The organism is Pseudoalteromonas sp. MM1, from assembly GCF_030296835.1.
Lineage (GTDB): Bacteria > Pseudomonadota > Gammaproteobacteria > Enterobacterales > Alteromonadaceae > Pseudoalteromonas.
On record NZ_AP027922.1, the window covers coordinates 722,020 to 745,123 of the forward strand.

The following is a 23,104-nucleotide window of genomic DNA, read 5'->3' on the forward strand; positions in this document are numbered from 1 at the left end:
CCTAGGGTGCTAAAGGAGCCTTTATGAAAAAAGTACTTATAGTGTGTTTAGGTAATATTTGCCGCTCGCCAACAGCAGAGGCGGTGTTAAAAGCGCGCGCTAAAAAATTAGGTGTAGAGGTAAAAGTAGACTCGGCAGGGACTATTGGTTATCACGAAGGTAAAACACCAGATAGCCGTTCAATGGCTGCGGGGGAAAAACGCGGTTATAGCTTTAAAGGAATTTTTTCGCGCCCAGTGCGCAGCAGCGATTTTACTGAGTTTGATTTAATTTTAGCAGCCGACACACAAAATTTAGCTGACTTAAAAGCAAAGTGCCCAGCGCATTTACATTACAAGCTGGCATTGTTTTTAGAATACGGCGAGCAAAGCCAAAGCGCCATACCCGACCCATACTACGGCGGCGATGACGGCTTTGAAAATGTGCTCGATTTAATAGAAGCCGCCAGCGATAAAATACTCGCAAAGCTTTGAATAAAACTACCTGAACAAAAAAGACGCGATTTAATACCTTGCGTGTTATCTGGCTATTTTAAAGTCGAGCTGTACTTGTGTACTTGCAACTACAGGTTGGCCGTTTTCAAATTTTGGTGCATAACGCCATTTTTTAAGTGCGCTAAGTGCCGACCTTTCAAACTCTTTACCCCCTTGTGAGCTAACTACCTCTGGGTTTTTAACAAAGCCTGCGGTATCTACGTCAAATTCAACAACCACTATGCCGTCTCGCATTTGGCGCGCTTTGTTTTGTGGGTACTCAGGGTTTTCACGGTATATGGGTGTTTGCTCTTGTGTTTCTTTCCACGGCACCATTTTAGCAATTGCTAAACAATGCTTGGTGGCTTGCTCACTTTGACCCGTTTTTTCGTAAAGGTTAACAAGCTTTGAGTGCGCAGTAAGCTCAGCGCTGTGATCAAAGCTTAAGTTGTTATCAAATACCGATACAACATGGTTTAGTCGTTCAATGGCTTCATTGTATTTTTTCTTACCTTGAGCAAACGACGCCATTAAAAAGTCGGCTTTAATGCGCTCTACGGTGTTGTTGTCTAGGTTATTACGGTAGTAGTCATCGGCTTGGTTAAGCAGTGTTTTAGCTTTATGGTATTTTTTATGAGCAAATTTTTTGGCTAGCAATGAGGCTGCTTCAAACTGCATGTCGGCAACAAATTTAGGGTTGTTTTGCGCTTTAGCTATTTTAATAACACGGTCGTAATCGTTATCTGCTTGATAGGCTGAGTCAGTGTTTTCTGCTTTGCCAATTAGCGCATCGATTGTTTCTATTGCATTTTCACCGTGGTTACTTGCCAGTATTGAATAGGCTTGCGAGTACAGCTCGTAACGCATTTCGGTTACATTTTTTTTGCTGCTTATTGTGCGTGGCGCTGTAATTGCTTTGGCATAATTAATAGCAAGGCTTGCGGTGTTATCACTTTTGTCACCATAAAACAAAAGCCCCGTAGTGTAGGCTAGTTTGGCAGCTTGCTCTATATTTTCTTCTTTTTTTACAGCCGTTAAATAACTTTGGTATGCATCAGAAAAGGCAGCTTTATCATCGTTTACTTGGCTTGCTTTGGTCTGGCTTGCAAAAGCCGTAAAGGTTAATCCTATTACTAAGGCGAGGTGTTGTGCTTTCATAATAATCCCTATTAGTGTTCAATCTAGAAACAAAATACCACAAGTGAGAATAGTAGTCATTATTGTTTATGCGCTTTGCTTTTACATTAATAAGCTCAAAACACAATTGTGAAGTAAATTTAAAATAGCAAAGCAGAGTGTGGTTGTCACCTTTTTAGGTAAGTGCAGTGGCTGTTCAAAGCGGTATTTTTATTACGAGTAAATATTGAAAACAGTGGCTGCCGTCGCCATATATTTGCCATAAACTATGTTGTACTACGATCTAAATTTAAACGTTTGTGATATTATCACCTCATGGTGTCGTAGTTATTTAATTATTTGGATTTGTCGTGGCGCAAGTAAGAGCAAGAGCCCAGCTAAATGTTGGCAAAAATAGTGATATTCCCGCAGAGATAGTGTCTTTTAGTGGCTTAAAAGACGGCCAAGAACACGTTGCGTTTGTATTTAATAATGCTGATGTAAATCAAAATGTGCCGCTTATTCGCATGCACTCTGAGTGTTTAACCGGTGATGTGTTTCATTCATCGCGTTGCGATTGCGGCGAGCAGCTAAACGAATGTATTGAAATGATGCACGAACAAGGCGGCGTGTTATTGTATTTACGCCAAGAAGGCCGTGGCATTGGTTTATATAATAAAATTGACGCTTACGTGCTGCAATCACAAGGTATGAACACCTACGAGGCTAACAATCACTTAGGCTTTGCTGATGACTTACGTGATTTTTCGGATGCGGTATTAATGCTTAACGCACTTAATTTAAACCACGTTAAATTAATGACCAATAACCCTAAAAAGCTTAATGCATTAAAAGATGCGGGCATTGAAGTAGACACGGTTATTGGCACCCATGCGCACATTAAAGCAGGCCTTACAGGTAACAAAGCGTACCTAGAGACCAAAATAAAACATGGCGCGCATATGTTAGATATTAAAAAAATTAAAAAACCTTAACTATTTAATCATGTAGTGTCTGTTAATCCCCCCTCACGCCAAGTTATACTTGGCGTGTTTTGTTTAATCTAAGAGCCAGTATGTCTAACGAGTTACGAATTTTTAAAGCCGATGCCGGGCTAAAGTGGTTTAAAGCCGGTTGGCATATTTTTAAAACCCAGCCATTTACCTTTGTAGTTATGCATTTATTAATAGGCATAGTGGGCTTACTGTCGTTATTTTTACCTTTACTGCAAGTTGTTGCAGCTCTTGCTACGCCTTTTTTAACCGCTGGTTTTTATCAAGCGGTACTTAGCAAGCAGCAAGGCGGTAAAATTATGCTGGCCGACATACTTAAACCTTTTAGCGCAAAAGGTAACCGTTTAGGGCTGCTACGTTTAGCGCTTTACCAAATGGGAGCGGGTATTTTAATGGCCTTGTTAGCCAATAGCTTATTTGCTGATGCCGTGGCTATTATGAGCCAAGAGGGGCTTGATCCTAACATTGCGCTTGAGCAAACCTTAAATAGTATTTCGAGCGCAAGTGTAGTGCTATTTTTAGTGGCAATGGCGGTGTATTTAATGGCGTTTGCTTACGCGGTACCGCTGATTTATTTTAGTAAAGAAAAACGCATTTTAACGGCGCTTAAAAATTCGTTACTGGTTTTTTATCATAACCTGTTCGCATTGAGTGTTTTTGGTATTATTTGTGCGTTATTTATGGCGCTTTCTATGTTCTTATCGTTCTTACCGCTGTTGATTTTAATGCCAATTTGCTACATTAGTTTCTTTGTATCTTATCAGGCTATTTTTATGCCAGTTGTACCGCCAAGTGGCGATAGTAATGTTAAACCACTTAGCAGTGAACAAAGCGGGCGCTTTGACGCTTAATGGATGATAAGTTAAAACAAAAACTCAAAAACTATGTACTGTGGTTACTTGGGCGCCAAGAGTATTCGCGCCGCGAGTTAACCTTTAAGCTTCAACAAAAAGAAGCCAGCGATGAGTTTATAGAAACCCTGCTTAATTGGTGCGAAGAGCACAATTTTATTAACGAGCAACGCTATTGCGAAGGGTTTGTCAGAAAACACATTTTTAAAGGCCATGGCTTAAAGCGCATTCAAAGCGAAGCCATAGGCAAAGGGATTGACCGTTCACTACTTGAAAGAGTGGTTGAAGAGCTTGAAATAGACTGGTTTGAGCTTGCGCAGGAAGCGTACAACAAAAAGTATTCCACTACACCGGCAAACCTCGAGTACAAAGATAAAGCCAAGCGCGTGCGCTACTTAATGTACCGAGGATTTAGCTACGATGAAATTGATTTTGCAATGCAAGCACAGTAAATACAGGTGAGATTTTCACATGCAGCACATGACTACGGCACAACTTAGGCAACAGTTTTTAGACTTTTTTGCCAGCAAACAGCACCAAATTGTCCAATCGGCTTCACTTATTCCGGGTAACGATGCCACCTTGTTATTTAACAATGCGGGTATGGTTCCTTTTAAGGATGTGTTTTTAGGCGCAGAGACTCGCCCTTACACGCGTGCTACAAGTGCACAGCGTTGTGTGCGTGCTGGTGGTAAACATAACGATTTAGAAAACGTAGGTTACACAGCGCGTCATCATACATTTTTTGAAATGCTAGGTAACTTTAGTTTTGGCGATTACTTTAAACAAGACGCTATTAAGTTTGCGTGGGAGTTTTTAACTGAGGTTGTTAAATTACCACAAGAAAAACTACTTGTTACTATTTACCACGACGATGAAGATGCATTTGGCTTTTGGCACAACGATATTGGCCTAAGCGAAGATCGTATTATTCGTATTGCTACCTCAGATAACTTTTGGTCAATGGGTGATACTGGCCCGTGTGGCCCATGTTCTGAAATATTTTACGATCACGGTGAGCACATTTGGGGTGGTCCTCCGGGCTCGCCTGAAGAAGATGGCGACCGCTTTATCGAAATTTGGAACCTAGTATTTATGCAGTACAACCGTCAAAGCGACGGTACTATGGAGCCACTGCCTAAACAATCTGTTGATACAGGTATGGGCCTTGAGCGTATTGCTGCCATTTTACAAGGTGTGCATTCAAACTACGAAATCGACTTGTTTCAAGGCTTAATTGCAGCTGCGGCAAGCGTAACTAACGCACAAGACATGAACGATAAGTCACTTCGCGTAGTGGCTGATCATATTCGTTCGTGTGCGTTTTTAATTTCTGATGGTGTTATGCCATCAAACGAAGGCCGTGGTTATGTACTTCGTCGTATTATTCGCCGTGCTGTTCGCCATGGTAACAAGCTTGGTGCACAAGGCGCGTTTTTCTACAAATTAGTAGCTGCGCTTATTGAGCAAATGGGCCAAGCCTATCCAGAGCTTGCAAAGCAGCAAGAGATTATCGAAAAAGTACTACGCATCGAAGAAGAGCAATTTGGTAAAACACTTGAGCGTGGCTTAGCTATTTTAGAAGAAAGCCTAAGCGAGCTTAAAGGCGATGTTATTCCTGGTGACTTAGTATTTAAGCTATACGACACCTATGGTTTCCCGGCTGACTTAACAGCCGATGTAGCCCGTGAGCGCCAAATGACAATAGACCATGCAGGCTTTGAAGAGTGCATGGCTGTACAGCGTAAAACAGCGCAACAAGCTGGTAAGTTTGGTGCAGATTACAACGAGCAATTAAAATCAGAAAAACACACTGAGTTTAAAGGCTACGACAGCACACATCACAGCGCTACAGTAGTAGAAGTGTTTACAAATGGTGAGTCGGTTTCTATTTTAGAAGACGGCCAACAAGGCATTGTTGTACTTAACCATACGCCATTTTACGCTGAATCGGGCGGTCAAACAGGCGATACTGGTACCATTACTGTTGCAGGTGGCGAGTTTAGTGTAACTAACACTACTAAGTTGGGTAATGCTTTTGCACACCACGGTACTGTACAAGGGCGCATTGCAGTTAACGACAAAGTAGATGCAACTATTGATGATGCACGCCGTGAACGCATTAAAAAAAATCACACAGCTACGCATATTTTACACGAAGCACTGCGCCAATTATTAGGTGAACACGTAAGCCAAAAAGGCTCGCTGGTTGAACCTGAACGCTTACGTTTTGACTTCTCGCACTTTGAAGCCGTCACTAAAGATGAGCTACGTGAAATTGAGCGTGTAGTTAACGATGAAATTCGTCGTAACTTTGCCCTGAACACTGAGCTTATGGCGATTGATGATGCTAAGGCAAAAGGGGCTATGGCGCTGTTTGGCGAAAAGTACGACGATGAAGTACGCGTAGTAACCATTGGCGATTACTCAATTGAGCTATGTGGTGGTACGCACGTAGAGCGCGCAGGCGATATTGGTTTATTCAAAATTGTATCTGAAAGCGGTATTGCTGCAGGCGTTCGCCGTATTGAAGCGGTAACCGGGGCAGATGCAGTAGCCTATGTGAGCGAGCAAGAAAAACAACTTAACGATGTAGCGGCGTTGGTAAAAGGTGATAGCGCATCGGTACTTGAAAAAGTAACAGCGCTTCTTGAAAAGTCTAAAGGCCTGGAAAAGCAAATTGCACAGCTTAACGATAAACTAGCCAGTGCAGCGGGTGCGTCTTTACTTGATTCGATTGTTGAAATTAATGGCGTTAAGCTATTAGTGGCAAACGTTGAAGGAACTGAATCTAAAGCGCTTCGTGGCATGGTTGATGACCTTAAAAACAAGATTGGCTCAGGTGTTATTGCACTTGGCGTTGCCAGTGGAGAGAAAGTGAGCTTAATTGCCGGTGTAACGAAAGATTTAACCGGTAAAGTTAAAGCCGGTGAGCTTGTGAACCACATGGCTTCTCAAGTAGGCGGTAAAGGGGGCGGTCGTCCTGATATGGCGCAAGCGGGTGGTTCACAGCCTGAAAACTTAAACGCCGCGCTTGATAGCGTAACAGCTTGGGTAACAGAGAAAGTTTAAGCTTACGTGGCACTTATTGTCCAAAAGTTTGGCGGCACTTCGGTTGGCTCTATTGAGCGAATAGAAGCGGTCGCCGACCTTGTTGTTAAAACTAAGCAGCAAGGGCATCAAGTGGTTGTGGTTCTTTCGGCCATGTCGGGAGAAACCAACCGCTTAATTAACCTCGCGAAACAAATAGATACTCGCCCGAGTAGCCGAGAATTAGACGTACTTATTAGCACAGGAGAACAGGTTTCTGTTTCGCTCCTTGCTATGGCTATTATAAAGCGTGGCCATTCAGCTGTAAGCCTACTAGCCGATCAGGTTAATATTCAAACCGATAACATGTTTGGTAAAGCCCGTATTGAAGAGGTTGCTGCGACGCGTTTAAAGCATGAGCTTGAGCATAATCGGATTGCGATTATTGCCGGTTTTCAGGGGCGCGATGTAGAGGGCAATATTACAACCCTTGGACGCGGTGGCACCGATACCTCTGCGGTAGAAATTGCCGCGGCGATAAAAGCCGACGAATGTCAGATCTATACCGACGTTGATGGCGTATACACTACAGATCCTCGTGTGGAACCAAACGCACAACGAATGCACCATGTAACGTTTTGCGAAATGCTAGAGCTGGCAAGCTTAGGCGCAAAAGTATTGCATATTCGTGCTGTTGAGTCGGCAGGCAGGCATAAAATGCCGCTAAGGGTGCTTTCGAGTTTTAAGCCCGATGAAGGAACGCTAATAAGTTTTGAGGAGAGCGATATGCCAACTAAGGTTGTGTCGGGGATTGCGTTTAATCGTGACGAATGCTTGATAAAGGTACATGGCGTACCATACTGTGTTCATTCTCTTACAAAAATTTTGAAACTTTTTGCAGAAAATGGCATCGAAATAGATATGATTAGTCAAGTTAATCATAACTTTGAAAAAATAGACTATGCTTTTACTGTGCATTCAAATGACTATTTGCAAGCACACGATTTACTCACTCAACAACAGGTAAATCTGCAGGCTGATAGCATTTCTAGTGATACAACAGTTGCAAAAGTGTCGGCTGTTGGTATAGGAATGAAGTCTCACAGCGGTGTAGCGCATCAATTTTTTGATGCATTGGCGCAAGAAGGCATACACATAGTTTTAGTATCGACGTCTGAAATCAAGGTATCGGTTTTAATAGACGAGAAGTATTTAGAACTAGCAGTAAGAGCGTTACACTCAGAATTTTTAACAGAAAATGGATAGTTTGGGAGTTTTTACTTACTTTTCAATCAATTTTTCATTAAAATGGTCAAGCGGAATCTTATAATTTATTGGAACATGGGAGCAAGAGAATGCTAATACTAACTCGTAGAGTAGGTGAAACCCTAATGATTGGTGACGAAGTAACTGTTACTGTATTAGGTGTTAAAGGAAATCAAGTTCGAATTGGTGTTAACGCACCTAAAGACGTTTCAGTGCATCGTGAAGAGATTTACATGCGTATACAAGCTGAAAAGTCTAACCCTAATCCGGGCAATGCTTAATCAACACGTATACTTAGCTGAGTAATGCACTTAGCTATACCAAAAGCCACTCACTGAGTGGCTTTTTTGTTTATAAAGTCGCGCATCTCTTCGGTTAATACACTGCTAGAAATATATTGCATACCTTTATTATGGTGCACTAAGTAGCCACGGTTGGTTTTTATAATATGGGTTATTTCTGCCCACTTAAATGTATGGCTTTTATAGTGGTTCTCGGTGCTAATAGCGTCATCGGTAAACGAAAGAGTAACCGTTGATCCCGAAGCACGGCTAAGCATTTGGCGCGTAACCCACCAAGGCCTGCGGTAATAAAAGGCAACGCATTCTAATACACCCAGCATTATTAAAAATGTACCTAGGTAATGATCGTCCATAGCGTAAATACTAATTAAACCTAAGCACACCAGTAATGCCAGCAAAAAGTATTTTGGCTTTGCTGCTTTACTGTAAGAGTGGGACTCGTCAAAGCATTCGTAGTAGTAGGGTTTATCAAGTGTGTAAGTGGTGGTGAGTGCCATAATTGCTAATAAGTAATGGTTTTCGCTATTTTAACAAGCTAGCGTAAAAATCACACCCGTTAATGTAGGCTATGCATTATAAGCGTTAGAGGCCACTTTTTTATAAGCACACAAAAAAACGGCTTATTAAAAGCCGTTTTTACGTTACCAAACAGATTAACAGTTAGTTTCTTCTGCGTTAACCCCTTCTTTTACATTTTCACATGCATCTTCAACAGAGTTTTGCACGTCAGTTACTGCTTCATCAATACGCTCACCTGCTTCTTCTCCATGGTTGTCTTCACAACCCATCATAAAGAAACCTGCAAATACGGCGATTAGTGCTGCTTTTAAAGTTGTTGAGTTCATAATGTAATTCCTTGTATATGTTGATTGTTTAGTGTTTTAAGTATGTTAGTAGCTACCTAGGCGATTTACCGCGCAGCGCACCTGAAACTAAAGAAATCACTAAAAGTACTAAAAAGATAAAGAATATAATTTTTGCTATACCAGCTGCGGCACCTGCGATACCACCAAAACCTAACACTGCAGCGATTAAAGCAATAACTAAAAATGTAATTGTCCAGCGTAACATTGTTTTCTCCTTGGTTATTAAATTCGTTCGAGAGTAATAATGCTAGTTGCGTGCCAGAGTTTAATTTTATTAATTTTCAATACGTTATGGTTTTTTGAGCGGAAGTTGTAAATTTAGAATTGGTAAGTTTTACGTTTAACGATGTAACTTATTCACACTATTGTAAAGAGAGTAAAAAATAAATATTTTTTGTGCATTTCTTTATTAGCCTTGGTAAGACCAATTTACATTTTGACCCAAACTGATTTTTTACCTGCCGTTTAACTTACTATTTTTTATGGTTTTTAAGTTTTTTTGAGTTTAACCATATAACCTTTGCCTATAACGGTTATTTTTATCATCTATATCTAAGCCAATTTAACCCTGTATTAGCTATGTTAACTATTGTGACTGTATGTTAGTTTAATTTTAATTGGTTTTACCAATTGACAGATAGTAGACAAAGTTAAAAGTTTTGTTATTATTCGGTGAATAATTATTTAAATAAAGCGGTTTTTTATACCGCTATATAGTGCAGGGGGAGAAAAATGGATATAGGAGCTGTACTCACAACCGCAGGTAGCTTGATGCTTACGGGCATGGTGGGCGTGTTTGTATTTCTTTCAATATTGATTGGTGCTGTGTCACTCATGTCTAACTTGGTTGCTCGTTTTGACGAGGCTGAAGTTGCAATACCGGTTAAATCACCATCTTTAAAATCTCAAGGTGTGCCTAACGAGCACATCGCTGCTATTAGTGCTGCCATTGCTCAGTACAAATCAAATAATAAATAAGAGGCACACATGGCTAAATTAAAATTAACAGAACTTGTTTTACGCGATGCTCATCAGTCACTACTTGCAACCCGTATGCGCTTAGATGACATGCTACCTATTGCTAGCAAACTTGATGATGCCGGTTATTGGTCTATTGAGTCGTGGGGCGGCGCTACGTTTGACTCGTGTATTCGTTATTTAGGTGAAGACCCTTGGGAGCGTATTCGTGCCCTTAAAAAAGCAATGCCCAATACTAAACAGCAAATGCTATTACGCGGGCAAAATTTATTGGGTTACCGTCACTATGCCGATGACGTGGTAGAAAAGTTTGTAGAGCGTGCCCATAAAAATGGTGTAGATGTATTTCGTATTTTTGATGCCATGAATGATGTACGTAATTTAGAAACTGCAATTAAAGCGGCTGTAAAAGTAGGTGCCCACGCGCAAGGCACTATTTCTTATACGGTAAGCCCAGTGCACACCCTTGAGATGTGGTTAACTCTTGCTAAACAGCTTGAAGATTTAGGTTGTCACTCAATTTGTATTAAAGATATGGCAGGCTTATTAAAACCATACGATGCAGAGCAACTTATTAAAGGCCTAAAAGAAACCGTCTCTATCCCTATTGCTATGCAGTGTCATGCAACCACTGGCTTAAGTACAGCGACATATCAAAAAGCCATAGATGCAGGTATTGATATGCTTGATACCGCTATCTCTTCAATGAGTATGACTTACGGTCATTCAGCTACAGAAACCATTGTAGCGATTGTTGAAGGCACGGCTCGCGATACCGAACTTGATTTAAATCAGCTAGAAGAAATAGCCGCTTATTTTAGAGATGTACGTAAAAAGTACGCTGCCTTTGAGGGGAGCCTTAAAGGTGTTGATGGCCGTATTTTACTCGCGCAGGTGCCAGGTGGCATGTTAACCAACATGGAAAACCAACTTAAAGAGCAAGGCGCAGCAGATAAGCTAAATGAAGTATTACTTGAAATTCCGCGCGTGCGTGAAGATTTAGGTTTTATCCCGCTAGTTACTCCAACATCGCAAATTGTAGGTACTCAAGCGGTATTAAATGTGCTAACGGGTGAGCGTTATAAAACAATTACCAAAGAAACCGCCGGTGTTTTAAAAGGCGAGTATGGTTTAACACCCGCACCTATGAACAAAGAGCTGCAAGAGCGAGTGCTTGATGGTCAGGATGTAATTACATGTCGCCCTGCAGATAACATAGCCCCAGAGCTTGCGTCGCTTGAAGCTGAGCTACAAAAAGAAGCGCAAGAACAAGGTTTAACACTTGCTGATGAACAAATAGATGACGTGCTTACTTATGCGCTATTCCCACAAGTTGGCCTTAAATTTATTAAAAACCGTAACAACCCCGATGCCTTTGAAGCCGTGCCAAGCGCTGATGACTCAAACGCCAAGCCAGCTGCCAAACCTGCAAGTAACAAAGGGGTTAGCGCTGAGCAATACAGCGTTAAAGTTGACGGAAAAGTTTACGATGTTGTGGTTGCGCAAGGTGGTGAGCTTAAAGAGGTTGTGCTTAAAGATTCTGAGCATTTACCGCAATCAGCATCGGTTGCCTCAGGTGAAACACTAAATGCACCACTGGCAGGTAATATTTTTAAAGTCAAAGTAAAAGCAGGCCAAGCCGTAAATGAAGGCGATGTGGTTGTGATTATGGAAGCGATGAAAATGGAGACCGAAGTTCGTGCAATGCACTCAGGCACTGTTGCCGAAGTTTTAGTATCTGAAGGTGATGCTGTGACAACGGGCGACGCAATTATAGCGATGGCGTAGGAGTAGCTTTAATGGAAGGTCTTTTAAACCTTTGGCATGCTACCGGCATTGCTAACTTTACGTTTCCTGGCTTGATAATGATTGCTGTAGGCTGTTTATTATTGTTTTTAGCAATATCTAAAAACTTTGAGCCACTGCTTTTATTGCCAATTGGCTTTGGCGCGATATTAACTAATATTCCTGTTGCAGGGCTCTCAGAGCCTGGTGGGCTTTTGTACTCAGTTTACTATGTGGGTATTGATACCGGTATTTTTCCGCTATTAATATTTATGGGGGTTGGCGCGCTGACTGACTTTAGTGCGCTAATAGCAAATCCTCGCATGTTGTTACTAGGGGCGGCAGCTCAGTTTGGTATTTTTGCGACCTTATTTGGCGCAATTTTACTTAACTTTATTCCGGGTTTTGAGTTTACGCTTCAAGATGCATCGGCTATTGCGATTATTGGTGGTGCTGATGGTCCAACGGCGATATTTTTAGCATCAAAGCTTGCCCCTGATTTGCTAGGTGCAATAGCCGTGGCTGCATATTCATATATGGCACTTGTGCCAATTATTCAGCCGCCAATTATGCGTGCTCTCACAACGCCAGAAGAGCGCCAAATTAAAATGCCAGAGCTGCGTAAAGTGTCTAAAAAGGAAAAAATTATTTTTCCACTTATGGTGCTTACTGCAACAGCAATGTTTTTACCCGCAGCAATACCGCTAGTAGGTATGTTTTGTTTGGGTAATTTAATGCGTGAGTCGGGTGTTGTAGATAGGCTGAGTAACAGTGCTCAAAACGAAATTATTAATATAACGACTATATTTTTAGGGTTGGCGGTTGGCTCTAAGCTTGCTGCAGATGACTTTTTAACAGTAGAAACTATTGGTATTTTAGTACTGGGTGCGCTGGCTTTTGCTATTGGTACAGCATCGGGTGTGTTTATGGCAAAAGGCCTTAACAAGCTTTCTAAAACACCTATTAACCCTTTAATTGGTGCTGCGGGTGTATCGGCAGTACCGATGGCGGCGCGTGTAGTTAACAAAGTTGGGCTTGAGAATAACCCACATAACTTTTTACTTATGCATGCTATGGGGCCAAACGTAGCTGGGGTACTAGGGAGTGCCGTAGCCGCGGGTATATTACTGGCGCTTGTTGGCTAGTATTTAGGATTTAATCCAACCGATTAGCGCAGTTTACTGCGCTTTTTTTATGCCTATAAAACAGTGCATATTAAAGTTTGTTTGCAACCGTGTTTTTGTTTACAGTGAGGGCTATGCACACTAATAAGGATAGTCACCATGCTTAACACCCCTTTGGCAAAATATTTACCTCATGTTAGTAGACTCGTTTTTGGCTGTATGGGCCTAGGCGGCGGTTGGAATAAAGACGCCATAACTAAAGAGCATTTAAAACAAACTCACGAGTGTATTGATGCAGCCATAGCTGGCGGTATTAATTTTTTTGATCACGCCGATATTTATACCTTTGGCAAAGCCGAGCAGGTATTTGGCCAAGCACTTGGTGAGCGACCAGAGCTGCGTGAGCACATGTATATTCAATCTAAATGCGGTATACGCTTTGAAGATGATAAAGGCCCTAAGCGTTATGACTTTTCGGCTAAATGGATTGAAGAGTCAGTTGAAGGCTCACTTAAGCGTTTAAACACCGATTACCTCGATGTGCTTATGCTTCATCGCCCTGATCCGCTAATGGAAGTAGAAGAAATAGCACAAGTGTTTAGCTGCCTACAAGAAAGCGGCAAAGTACGTAATTTTGCGGTATCAAACATGCAGCAGCATCAAATGAACTTTTTACAACATGCCCTCGATATGCCTATTGTGGCTAACCAAATTGAAGCAAGTTTACAAAAACACCAATTTGTTGATGAAGGCGTGTATGCCGGTAATGCAGACGGAAAAGACCTTAACTTTACACCGGGTAGTATTGAGTATTGCCGCCACTTTGATATTCAAATACAAAGCTGGGGAAGTTTATGCCAAGGGCTATATACAGGTGGCAATTTAACAAATGCATCGCAAGCTGATATTAACACCAGCATACTAGTCAATAAGCTTGCTGCACTTTACGATACCACACCAGAGGCAATTGTTTTAGCTTGGTTATTACGCCACCCTGCAATGATACAGCCTATTATTGGCACAACGAACGTTGAGCGTATTACAGCCTCATGCGATGCCCTAAACGTGCAGTTGAGTCGCGAGCATTGGTATGCATTGTATGTAAGTGCCAAAGGCCATGAGTTACCATAAATAAGGTTTAGGAATGAATATATTTGTTATTTTAATTAGCTTGTTTATCGCTCTAGCGGTGCTTATACCCTTGCTTGAAAAATACCAAGGTAAAATGGGGTTGGATGGCGCAACTAAATACAGCAAATATATTTGGCCGCTGGTTATGGTTTCTTTAGTCGTACAGCTTATTTATGTACTGATGTATTAATGGTTTATAGCGTATACAAAAAAGCCTTTGCAGGGTAAACCTGCAAAGGCTTTTATATTATCTATAACTTATACATTACTTAAGTGCTAGCTGTAGTTCGCGATTGCGTTCAAGCTGTGCAATAAAGTTTTCAGCTATAGGTTTAAACTTTGCAAGTTCAGAGCGTGGTAATGGCTCAGACTTAGGTAACTTAACGGTTTTAGGATTACGGTGTACACCATTTACTAAAAACTCGTAGTGTAAGTGTGCGCCTGTTACACGACCAGTAGAGCCCACGGTACCAATTTTGTCACCTTGTTTAACTTTTTGGCCTGTTTTAACCAGCTTTTTGTTAAGGTGTAAGTACTTAGTTACATACTGCGTGCCATGGCTAATAAATACGTAGTTACCATTGTACTTACTGTAACCTGCTTTAATTACTTTACCGTTACCCGAGGCTACAACAGGTGTGCCTGTGCGTGCTGCGTAATCAATACCTCGGTGCGCTTTTACTTGCCCTGTAACTGGGTGTAAGCGACGAGGGTTAAAGCTAGAACTAATATATTTAAAGTTTACCGGCGCACGTAAAAATGCTTTTTTCATGCTGCGCCCTTCAGGCGTATAAAAATTTCCGTCGGTATGGCGAATAGCTGCATAACGCTGGCCTTGGTTTATAAATTCTGCAGCAATAATTTTACCTGTGCCAATAAATTCGCCATCAACATAATGCGACTCATAAATTAGTCCAAATTGATCGCCCTTGCGAATATCATTGGCAAAATCTACATCCCAACCAAATATATCAGCAAAGTTCATTATTTGACGCTCGCTTAAACCTGCAGCAATTGCTGAGGTCCAAAAGCTGCTAGAAATTTCACCACCGGCTGTTTTGCTCAATGTTTCTATTTCTTTGCTATCTATTGAGGTGTCGTAATTCCCTTCGTCATTTAGGGTAACAAACAAAGTATCTGTTTTTGAAATAACATAACGAAGCTGCGCTAAGTCACCGTTCTCTGCTGTTGCAAAACTGAGTATTTCACCTGGGTGAATTTTAGTTAGTTTGCGTGTTTCAGCATTGGTGTTTATTAGCTTGTGAAGTGTTTGCGCTGAAAAACCAGCACGCTTGAAGATAATTGCTAAATTATCGCCGTTTTTAACTTGATGATCGACTAAGTCGTATTCTGGCAGCTTTTCTGCTGCTTCTGGTGAATTTAATTCAGTTAATTTTTCGTTGTCTTCAACTTTAACTTGTAACTCGTAACGCTTACCAATTTCTAGTGCATTTGCACTATTGTCTTTGGATGCAGTCGCTTTTTCTGAAGGAAGAAAGGCTAAGCCAACAATAGCAGAAACCAAACCAAGAATAAGCAATTTGTGTTTTTTGGGAAGCGTGTTAACCACGTGAACCATAACGTGCCTTTTCTGCTGTCGTGAAAATAAAATGGATATTAATGCAGGATATACGTAATAAGGTACGAATACTAGTAAATAAAGCTAAAAGCCCCGCAAATGTTAGTAAAATGACAATTTATAGTTGTTTAAGTTTATCGATTTAAACTGCTACTAAAGTGCGCTAAAATCGGCTTTTAAACACCATTTCTAATTGCCTAACACAGTGAGACTAAACTTATTGAGTTTAGTTGCATTATTCGCATAAAAAATTGTTTTAATTAGGTAGAAATTTGTTATGTTAGCAACATAAGTGCTTTTGGTTTAAATCTGTTTTAAACCCTTATGTAGCAAGTCATCTAGTTGCCCCTTCGTTGGCAGAATTTTGGAGTAATACACAGTGGATTTACAAACCGCTCTAGCAGAGATAAAACGCGGTGCAGAAGAGATATTAATTGAAGATGAATTAGTTGAAAAACTAAAGTCGGGCAAAAAGCTAAAAATTAAAGCGGGTTTCGATCCTACCGCGCCAGATTTACATTTAGGCCACACTGTACTAATTAACAAAATGAAAACCTTTCAAGATTTAGGTCATGAGGTAATTTTCTTAATTGGTGACTTTACCGGCATGATTGGTGACCCAACAGGCAAAAATGTAACGCGTAAACCACTGACTCGTGAAGATGTACTTGCTAATGCTGAGACTTATAAAGAGCAAGTTTTTAAGATTTTAGACCCAGCTAAAACAACGGTTGCCTTTAACTCTCAGTGGATGGAAAACCTCGGCGCCGCAGGTATGATCAAACTTGCAGCTAATCAAACTGTAGCGCGTATGCTAGAGCGTGACGACTTTAAAAAGCGTTACGGCAGTGGTCAGCCAATTGCCATTCACGAATTTTTATACCCACTAGTACAAGGTTGGGATTCGGTAGCACTTGAGTCAGACGTAGAGCTTGGTGGAACCGATCAACGTTTTAACCTGTTAATGGGTCGCGAGCTTCAAAAAGTAGAAGGCCAAAAACCGCAAACAGTACTCATGATGCCATTACTTGAAGGCACTGACGGCGTTCAAAAAATGTCTAAGTCGCTAGGTAATTACATTGGTATTACTGATGCGCCAAACGATATGTTTGGTAAAGTAATGTCGATTAGCGATGTACTTATGTGGCGCTACTACGATTTACTAAGCAGCTTATCAATCGAAGAAATTGCAGCGCAAAAGCAACGGGTAGAGCAGGGCACTAACCCGCGTGATATTAAAATTGAACTGGCGAAAGAGTTAATTGCACGTTTTCACAGTGAAGAAGATGCACAAGCTGCACATGACGATTTTATCAAACGTTTTCAGAAAAAAGCGCTGCCAGATGAAATCCCTGAGCTGACAATCACCATTGCAGATGAGGGTATTTTAATTGCTAACTTACTTAAAGAAGCTAATTTAGTAGCCAGTACCTCTGAAGCTATGCGCATGATTAAGCAAGGTGCAGTAAAACTTAACGGTGAAGATAAAATCACTGATACAAAACTTGAAGTAGCGAAAGGCACGACGGCTATTTACCAAGTAGGTAAACGTAAGTTTGCAAACATTACTGTAGCGTAAGCGCAGTTAAAACGACAAAAACCAGCTTAGGCTGGTTTTTTTGTGCCTGTATTTTGGCTGCTAAATCAGCTTTAATATCTCAATACTGATAATAACTAATAGCCAAAGTGCACGTGCTTGATTTAATCTATTTATGATCACAGGGAGGTCTTCGGGTTTGGGCAGTCTCTCGGCCCCAATACGCATTTTATTAAAACGCTTACCAAAATAAACTGCAGGGCCGCCCAGTTGTACGCCAAGAGAGGCCGAGCACGTACTTAAAACCCACCCGGTATTTGTTTGATAAAAGTGTCTGCCATAGTGCTTTATGTAATGCATGCTTTGTTTACTGGCTTTACTTGCGGCAATGGTTAATGCAAGTAAGCGTACGGGGATAAATTCGATTACAAATAAAAGTATTTTCAGCGGTTTCAAAAAGTGGCTATTAGGTGAGATATCGGCGCGCCACGCTTGCTGCATTAAAGTGAGTAGCCGATACGCTAAGGCGGCAATTGGCCCAAGTAATAAAAATATAAATATAACGGTAAAGTAATTGCGAGCAGTTCGTAAAATTAAGCTTTCAATTAAGGCTTTAATTATACCTGGCGCTGAGAGCTTGTTTACTTCTCTGGCAAGCAATGGCTTTACGAGCTCTCGCGCGGTAGATTTTTGGTTTTGTTTTACTAACTTTGCAACACGTAGTGCTTTTTTTTCAATTGCTGTGCTTTCAAGGCACAAATATAAAATAAGACCTGCGAGCAGCTCAGGATAAAAGGCAAATTCAAGCAGTAACACAATAATAATAAGAATAACGCTTAAAACTAGCGAACTGGCAAGAGTGGCGGCTAAATAAAGGTAGCTTTTAGGTTCACTTGGTTTATAAACCCGTTTTCCTATCGCACTAAAAACAGCGGTTAATACTGTATTTGGGTGATACCAGTTTTTTAACGGAAAAAAGCGCTCAGCAATGAGCGCTACAAAAAAGGCAATAAAGTCCAAATGGTTTTGAACAATATTGCTTAGCATTTACAGCGTAACTTTTGTTAGTTTTTCCAATAATGCAACAACCATTTTAGATGAGTTGATTGATGCCGTTTCTAGGTATTCTTCAAATGATTGCGGTGACTCTTTACCGGCAATATCAGACATAGAACGAATAACCACAAATGGGGTATTTAGTGCATAACACGTTTGTGCAATAGATGCGCCTTCCATCTCTACCGCAAGCATTGTAGGGAAGTCACTGCGTGCTTTATCTATACGTACTGGGTCACACATAAATGAATCACCCGTACAAATTAAACCGACTAAGGTTTTTACTTCGCTGATTTGGGCAATAGTTTGCTCGGCAGCTTCAACAAGTTTTGGGTGTGCGGCAAAGCCTGCAGGCATTTGTGGAACTTGGCCAATTTCGTAACCAAAAGCAGTTACATCTACATCGTGATGACGTACTTCTGAAGAAATAACCACATCGCCAACACTCAATGAGGGATCAAAACCACCGGCAGAGCCTGTGTTAATAACGCAATCAGGATTAAAGTTATCAATTAATAACGTAGTTGCAATAGTTGATGCCACTTTACCAATACCCGATTGTACAAGCGTTACAGTATTACCTGCTAATTCGCCGGTGTAAAAAGTAAACCCTGCTTTAGTTAGCACTTGTGGGTTTTGCATTGCTTCACGTAAAATTTTAACTTCTGGCTCCATTGCGCCAATAATACCAACATTCATAGTGTTTGATTCCTGAGTTTGAATACGTAGATTATACGTGAAGTTAGCAATAAAAAACAAAAAAGCGAGCTGTTTTACGGCTCGCTTTAAATACTTTTAGGAGAGTATTTAATTCTATTTTAAATTTCGGCTAACGCAGTGGTTTGTGCTTTAGCTTGAGAAGGTGACAATACCGCAGGTTTGCTTACGCGATTACGAGTAGGGCGAGGAGACTGCACGGCAGGCTTGCCTATTTTAAACATAATTGCATCGCGTACCTCAGAAGGGCGGTAGCCTGATTTTACTTTCATACGAATATGTGGAATGCCAGCTGACTCTAAAGCACCGTTTACAAACCAGTCGCGCTGCGCTTTGTGACCATCTTTATTTGCGTTGTTAACTAAATCGACTGCAGCCACTATCGTCATTTTTTCTTTATCAACCAGCACAAAATCGAGTTGCTTATTTTTAGCTTTAGCTAAAGCAGCACGTTTTGATTTAGCAGAGAGCCCTTGCTTACAGTCGATTACATCGATGAGTTTGACGCGGCTCACAATTTTATATTGATCGCCTACCGCACGCTCTAAAAGATTTAAAAATGCACCCTCAACCTGTGTAAATACGGTTTGTTTGCGGGTAAAAGGATAGGGATTGCCGCCATTATCACTAAATTTTGACGCAACCACAGAGGCCCCAACCACTAATACTAAAATTGATAATAAAGCGAATTCCATACGGTAACTCCATAACAACAAATTGACACTGCTCATGTAAAGCAATTTACGTGCCTAAAAGGTTTGTGTTATGCGTTAATTACCGTATATGTTTAGTATTAATGTAATGCGGCTGTTAGGCTTTGTAGCCACCCTCAATACCTTTGACGGCAATAGCAACAGCATCGTGAGCATGCAATGACTCGTAATGATTGATTTGTAGCCAGTAATCACTAAAGTTATCGTTTTCAAGAACTGCTTTAATTTTACGTGCTGCATCTTCACAAAACATCAAATTTTGACCGTTAAGGCGGGCAAATTCTTGCTCATCTTCACGTTTTACTGCCGCTTGTACAGGTGTTTTTAGCTCAGCTTCTAATGTATCAATTAAATTGACTACATCAAATTCACTAATCGTGTTATCTAGCTTTACTTTAACGTTGGCAATTGAACGCTGTGAGTGAGGCGTTGCCACAATACCCTGCGTTGTGCCTAGCCATGCTAAAACGTCTTTTTGATTAAGTGTTTCTTGGTTAAATTTTTCGCTAAACGCATTTTGAATGAGTTGGCGAGCAAGTGCTGCAGAGCACGGGCAAGTAGATGAATAAGTTACATCAACACTTAGCTCGTAGCTAATTACGCTATTTTCAATTGTGCTGGTTAGGGTAATTGGGTAGCTTTTCCAACCTGCTTTACCACTTAATAACGACTTACGACGCAGTGGTAACTCAAATTTAAATTCTATTTGGGCTTTGTCACTTAACCCTTTATGGCTGGTAATAAAAGTATCGAGTGCTTGAGCTAAAGTGTGTGGGTTAACTTGTTGCTCTGTTGAGAGTAAATCAAGCGCCAAAAATAGACGCGACATATGAATGCCTTTAGCGTCTTCTTTATGCAAATTAACAAAGGCACGCGCTTTTGCATTAACGGTAACGGGAGCTAAATCTTTCGATTCAAAAATAAATGGCAGTTCTATTTCGCCCATACCAACCCAGTCTAACTTACCTGTTTGTAAGGCGGGAGCCGTATCAGCTATATCGGGCATATTGGTTTGCATGTGCGCTACTCGTTATTGGTCATAATAAAGCGCAGCATTTTACACTAAATAATTTATTGCTGAAATGATGAGTTTAACAAGTAGGCAAAAGTAAACATGAAAATTTTCTGTTTTTGTCGCACAAGATGAATATAGCTAATAGAAAAATGCTAAGATCTGCTGCAAAATGCGTTTGACTATTAATAGGCACTTTTTATTTATGCCTAGTAACGAGATACACTGACCTATGACCGATTCTTCTTTGAGCCCTTGGGCTCGAGTACTTTCTAGTTTAATAACTCGCTTTGGTGAGTTAAAAACCGCGGCAATGTGCTACGCGCTTTTATTAGGCGTGTCGCTTATATTGTCGAGTATGTTTTATTATGTGGCACTCGGTGAGGTTAATTTAGTTGATATTTTAGCAGTGGTATTTTTTACTGCGGTTGTATCTCCGTTTATGATCAGTATTTTACTCAACTCGATTAGACAATTAGATGCCTCATATGCTTATTTAGACAGCGCAACAAAACAAGAAAAGCTTTTAAACCAAACATTAAAAGATAATATCAACCGCCTCAACATTGAAATAGATGAGCGAAAAATGGCGTTTCATGCCAAGCATCGCGCCATTGAAGAGCTGCGCCGCGAAATAGCAGAGCGTAAAAAAACACAACAAGAACTTGCTCAGCAAGGCATGCTCCTTCGCTCTATTGTCGACTCTTCCCCCGATTTATTTTATTACCGAGATAACAACGGCGTGTTTGCCGGCTGTAATAAAATGTTTGAAGAGGTTATGGGTAAAACCAGCGCTGAACTAATTGGTAAAACAGTGGAGCAGATTTTCCCAAGCTACTTTTTAGCAGAGGTACTCAGAACCGATAAACAAGTAGAGCAAACGCATCAAGCGCTGACAATTGATGTTGAATACATGGTAAATGGTGAAAACCGTTGGTTTGAGCTGCGTAAATTACCGTTTATAAACGATCAAGGTGACTACATAGGATTGCTTGCATTTGGCCGTGATATAACCAGCCGTAAAGAAGCAGCACAAGCGCTTGAAACAGCCTATAAGGATAAAGGTAAGTTTATAGCAACGCTTAGCCATGAGCTGCGCACGCCATTAAATGGCATTGTAGGCTTAACCCGAATGCTACTTGATACAGAGCTTAATAAGCAGCAACGCAGTTGGTGTAATACGGTGTTTTCGAGCGCTGAAACCTTAGGTAATATTTTTAACGATATTATAGACTTAGACAAAATAGACCGAGAGCAGTTAGATATAGCAACCGACTCTATTAACGTTTCCGACTTTATTAATGATGTAGTTAATTTTGCCGGTTTAATTGCTGAGCAAAAAGAGCTTGAGTTTTCAATTGAGCGAAATGGCATATTAGATGTTTATGCGTTACTAGACCCAACGCGTCTACGCCAAGTGGTATGGAACTTAATTAATAATGCCGTTAAGTTTACCCAGCAAGGAGAGGTAAAGCTCACCTGTAGCCGTGAAGAGCGAAGCGATGGCCCTTGGCTTGAACTTAAAATATCAGACACAGGGCAGGGGATCCCAGAGGATCAACTCTCGCGTATTTTTGATATGTATTATAAAGCTCCAGATCTAAGCGGTAAAAATGCGATTGGCTCAGGCATTGGTTTAGCCGTTACCAAAGCGTTAGTCAATGCAATGAAAGGTACTATTTCTGTAACCAGCACAGAAGGTGAAGGCAGTTGCTTTACAGTAAATATACCGCTTAGCTTATGTGTAGCGCCTACTGAACAAAGCTATGCAGGTAGAGGTTTATATATTTTACTTGTAGAGGATGTGCCATTAAATGCCGAAATTGCGACTAATTTGTTAGAGCAGCGTGGCCATGAGGTGATTTGGGCCGAAACCGGTGAAGATGCACTTTCGTTTGTAGAAACCGAAGACGAGCTTGATTTAGTACTACTTGATATGCAACTGCCCGATATAAATGGTGATGAAGTGGCAAGACAAATACGTGCCGATAGCCACTTTGATAAATTACCTATTGTTGCGCTTACAGCGAATGTACGTAGCGCCGAAGAAGACCTAGAAGGTATTTCGGTGCAAGGGGCGCTTGCTAAACCCATTAATACAATAAAGCTTGATAAGATGCTCGCTGATTTGTTTGATATTCAACAAAGTGAATCAGACAAGCCACTGCTAACGGTAAGTAAAGAAGCGCTTGAGAGCATTAATGCAAGTGTGCTTGATGTTGAAACTATTGAAGACTTTGTAAACTCTATGGGGCTTGAAGTATTTAAGCGCAGCAGTGGTTTGTTTGAAAAACTAAACCCGCAATATCAGCAAGAGCTGCAAAGCGCGTTAAACGAAAACGATAGGGAAGAGTACAAATCGGTGGCGCATAAGCTTAAAGGTGCGGCGGGATCTGTAGGATTAAACGACGTACAGTTACATGCTAAAAAGATGGAACACGGTGCGCTTGATGAATCAGATGAGGTACTAAAAGAATGGTTAGATATATTGGCAGATAAAATAAATGAAGGACAAAGTGCCCTTCATTCTTTTTTACAATTATTAGAGTAAGCGA

23 protein-coding genes are annotated in these 23,104 nt (G+C 40.9%); 14 read left to right on the top strand and 9 right to left on the bottom strand.

The features are described from left to right. Positions 1 to 23 precede the first annotated feature (23 nt). Complete coding sequence (locus tag QUE46_RS03215) at positions 24 to 473, top strand: low molecular weight protein-tyrosine-phosphatase (RefSeq protein WP_055016557.1); 450 nt, start codon at positions 24 to 26, stop codon at positions 471 to 473. A gap of 45 nt (positions 474 to 518) precedes the next feature. On the opposite strand, the gene QUE46_RS03220 is transcribed toward QUE46_RS03215, so the two are convergent. Continuing rightward, positions 519 to 1,631, bottom strand: a complete 1,113-nt coding sequence (locus QUE46_RS03220) for an energy transducer TonB (protein ID WP_286246191.1) — start codon at positions 1,629 to 1,631, stop codon at positions 519 to 521. Between the two features lie 329 nt (positions 1,632 to 1,960). On the opposite strand from QUE46_RS03220, the gene ribA reads away from it, so the two are divergent. From ribA to csrA, 6 genes are all read left to right on the top strand, one after another. Beyond that, complete coding sequence (gene ribA, locus QUE46_RS03225) at positions 1,961 to 2,584, top strand: GTP cyclohydrolase II (protein WP_286246192.1); 624 nt, start codon at positions 1,961 to 1,963, stop codon at positions 2,582 to 2,584. Positions 2,585 to 2,664: 80 nt separating this feature from the next. Continuing rightward, the gene (locus QUE46_RS03230; RefSeq protein ID WP_286246193.1) at positions 2,665 to 3,453 is read left to right on the top strand and encodes a BPSS1780 family membrane protein; all 789 of its coding nucleotides are present in this window, start codon (positions 2,665 to 2,667) and stop codon (positions 3,451 to 3,453) included. Next, on the top strand, positions 3,453 to 3,905 hold the full coding sequence (locus tag QUE46_RS03235; protein WP_055016553.1) for a regulatory protein RecX: 453 nt from the start codon (positions 3,453 to 3,455) through the stop codon (positions 3,903 to 3,905). Before QUE46_RS03230 ends, QUE46_RS03235 begins: the two co-directional genes overlap by 1 nt. Positions 3,906 to 3,924: 19 nt before the next feature. Then, positions 3,925 to 6,525, top strand: a complete 2,601-nt coding sequence (alaS, locus tag QUE46_RS03240) for an alanine--tRNA ligase (RefSeq protein WP_286246194.1) — start codon at positions 3,925 to 3,927, stop codon at positions 6,523 to 6,525. 6 nt (positions 6,526 to 6,531) lie between these two features. Then, positions 6,532 to 7,749, top strand: coding sequence for an aspartate kinase (locus QUE46_RS03245; protein WP_286246195.1), 1,218 nt, complete (start codon positions 6,532 to 6,534; stop codon positions 7,747 to 7,749). An 89-nt stretch (positions 7,750 to 7,838) separates the two neighbouring features. After that, a complete protein-coding gene (gene csrA / locus QUE46_RS03250; RefSeq protein WP_004587515.1) occupies positions 7,839 to 8,030 on the top strand; it encodes a carbon storage regulator CsrA in 192 nt (63 codons plus the stop codon). A 50-nt stretch (positions 8,031 to 8,080) separates the two neighbouring features. On the opposite strand, the gene QUE46_RS03255 is transcribed toward csrA, so the two are convergent. The 3 genes from QUE46_RS03255 to QUE46_RS03265 all read right to left on the bottom strand — a co-directional run bounded on the left by QUE46_RS03255 (position 8,081) and on the right by QUE46_RS03265 (position 9,122). Further along, positions 8,081 to 8,548 (bottom strand): YcxB family protein, encoded by a 468-nt coding sequence (locus QUE46_RS03255; RefSeq protein ID WP_286246196.1) that lies wholly within the window; start codon positions 8,546 to 8,548, stop codon positions 8,081 to 8,083. Between the two features lie 156 nt (positions 8,549 to 8,704). Beyond that, on the bottom strand, positions 8,705 to 8,896 hold the full coding sequence (locus tag QUE46_RS03260) for a hypothetical protein (RefSeq protein WP_286246197.1): 192 nt from the start codon (positions 8,894 to 8,896) through the stop codon (positions 8,705 to 8,707). Between the two features lie 52 nt (positions 8,897 to 8,948). Continuing rightward, positions 8,949 to 9,122 (bottom strand): DUF1328 domain-containing protein, encoded by a 174-nt coding sequence (locus QUE46_RS03265; protein WP_002961939.1) that lies wholly within the window; start codon positions 9,120 to 9,122, stop codon positions 8,949 to 8,951. A gap of 527 nt (positions 9,123 to 9,649) precedes the next feature. On the opposite strand from QUE46_RS03265, the gene QUE46_RS03270 reads away from it, so the two are divergent. From QUE46_RS03270 to QUE46_RS03290, 5 genes are all read left to right on the top strand, one after another. Next, entirely contained in the window at positions 9,650 to 9,895 is a 246-nt protein-coding gene (locus QUE46_RS03270) for an OadG family protein (protein ID WP_024031602.1), read from the top strand. Between the two features lie 9 nt (positions 9,896 to 9,904). Further along, a complete protein-coding gene (gene oadA, locus QUE46_RS03275; protein ID WP_286246198.1) occupies positions 9,905 to 11,683 on the top strand; it encodes a sodium-extruding oxaloacetate decarboxylase subunit alpha in 1,779 nt (592 codons plus the stop codon). Positions 11,684 to 11,694: 11 nt separating this feature from the next. Then, on the top strand, positions 11,695 to 12,825 hold the full coding sequence (locus QUE46_RS03280) for a sodium ion-translocating decarboxylase subunit beta (RefSeq protein WP_286246199.1): 1,131 nt from the start codon (positions 11,695 to 11,697) through the stop codon (positions 12,823 to 12,825). Between the two features lie 138 nt (positions 12,826 to 12,963). Then, complete coding sequence (locus QUE46_RS03285; protein WP_286246200.1) at positions 12,964 to 13,935, top strand: aldo/keto reductase family oxidoreductase; 972 nt, start codon at positions 12,964 to 12,966, stop codon at positions 13,933 to 13,935. A 13-nt stretch (positions 13,936 to 13,948) separates the two neighbouring features. Further along, entirely contained in the window at positions 13,949 to 14,125 is a 177-nt protein-coding gene (locus QUE46_RS03290; RefSeq protein ID WP_286246201.1) for a hypothetical protein, read from the top strand. Positions 14,126 to 14,200: 75 nt separating this feature from the next. Here the strand turns inward: QUE46_RS03290 and QUE46_RS03295 are convergent, their stop codons facing one another. Next, positions 14,201 to 15,514: a peptidoglycan DD-metalloendopeptidase family protein gene (locus QUE46_RS03295; protein ID WP_286246202.1), complete on the bottom strand. Its 1,314-nt coding sequence runs from the start codon at positions 15,512 to 15,514 to the stop codon at positions 14,201 to 14,203. A 379-nt stretch (positions 15,515 to 15,893) separates the two neighbouring features. Here QUE46_RS03295 and tyrS point away from each other — a divergent pair, with 379 nt between their 5' ends. After that, a complete protein-coding gene (gene tyrS, locus QUE46_RS03300) occupies positions 15,894 to 17,093 on the top strand; it encodes a tyrosine--tRNA ligase (protein ID WP_286246203.1) in 1,200 nt (399 codons plus the stop codon). Between the two features lie 60 nt (positions 17,094 to 17,153). Here the strand turns inward: tyrS and QUE46_RS03305 are convergent, their stop codons facing one another. The 4 genes from QUE46_RS03305 to folE2 all read right to left on the bottom strand — a co-directional run bounded on the left by QUE46_RS03305 (position 17,154) and on the right by folE2 (position 20,555). Continuing rightward, positions 17,154 to 18,098: a regulatory signaling modulator protein AmpE gene (locus tag QUE46_RS03305; RefSeq protein WP_286246204.1), complete on the bottom strand. Its 945-nt coding sequence runs from the start codon at positions 18,096 to 18,098 to the stop codon at positions 17,154 to 17,156. Beyond that, complete coding sequence (gene mtnN / locus QUE46_RS03310) at positions 18,099 to 18,806, bottom strand: 5'-methylthioadenosine/S-adenosylhomocysteine nucleosidase (protein WP_286246205.1); 708 nt, start codon at positions 18,804 to 18,806, stop codon at positions 18,099 to 18,101. 119 nt (positions 18,807 to 18,925) lie between these two features. Beyond that, positions 18,926 to 19,519, bottom strand: coding sequence for a DUF2726 domain-containing protein (locus QUE46_RS03315; RefSeq protein WP_286246206.1), 594 nt, complete (start codon positions 19,517 to 19,519; stop codon positions 18,926 to 18,928). Positions 19,520 to 19,634: 115 nt separating this feature from the next. Next, positions 19,635 to 20,555 carry a GTP cyclohydrolase FolE2 gene (gene folE2, locus QUE46_RS03320; RefSeq protein ID WP_286246207.1) on the bottom strand — a complete coding sequence of 307 codons (921 nt, stop codon included), beginning with the start codon at positions 20,553 to 20,555 and terminating at the stop codon, positions 19,635 to 19,637. Between the two features lie 226 nt (positions 20,556 to 20,781). On the opposite strand from folE2, the gene arcB reads away from it, so the two are divergent. Continuing rightward, positions 20,782 to 23,100 (top strand): aerobic respiration two-component sensor histidine kinase ArcB, encoded by a 2,319-nt coding sequence (gene arcB / locus QUE46_RS03325; protein WP_286246208.1) that lies wholly within the window; start codon positions 20,782 to 20,784, stop codon positions 23,098 to 23,100. The last annotated feature ends 4 nt before the right edge of the window (positions 23,101 to 23,104 follow it).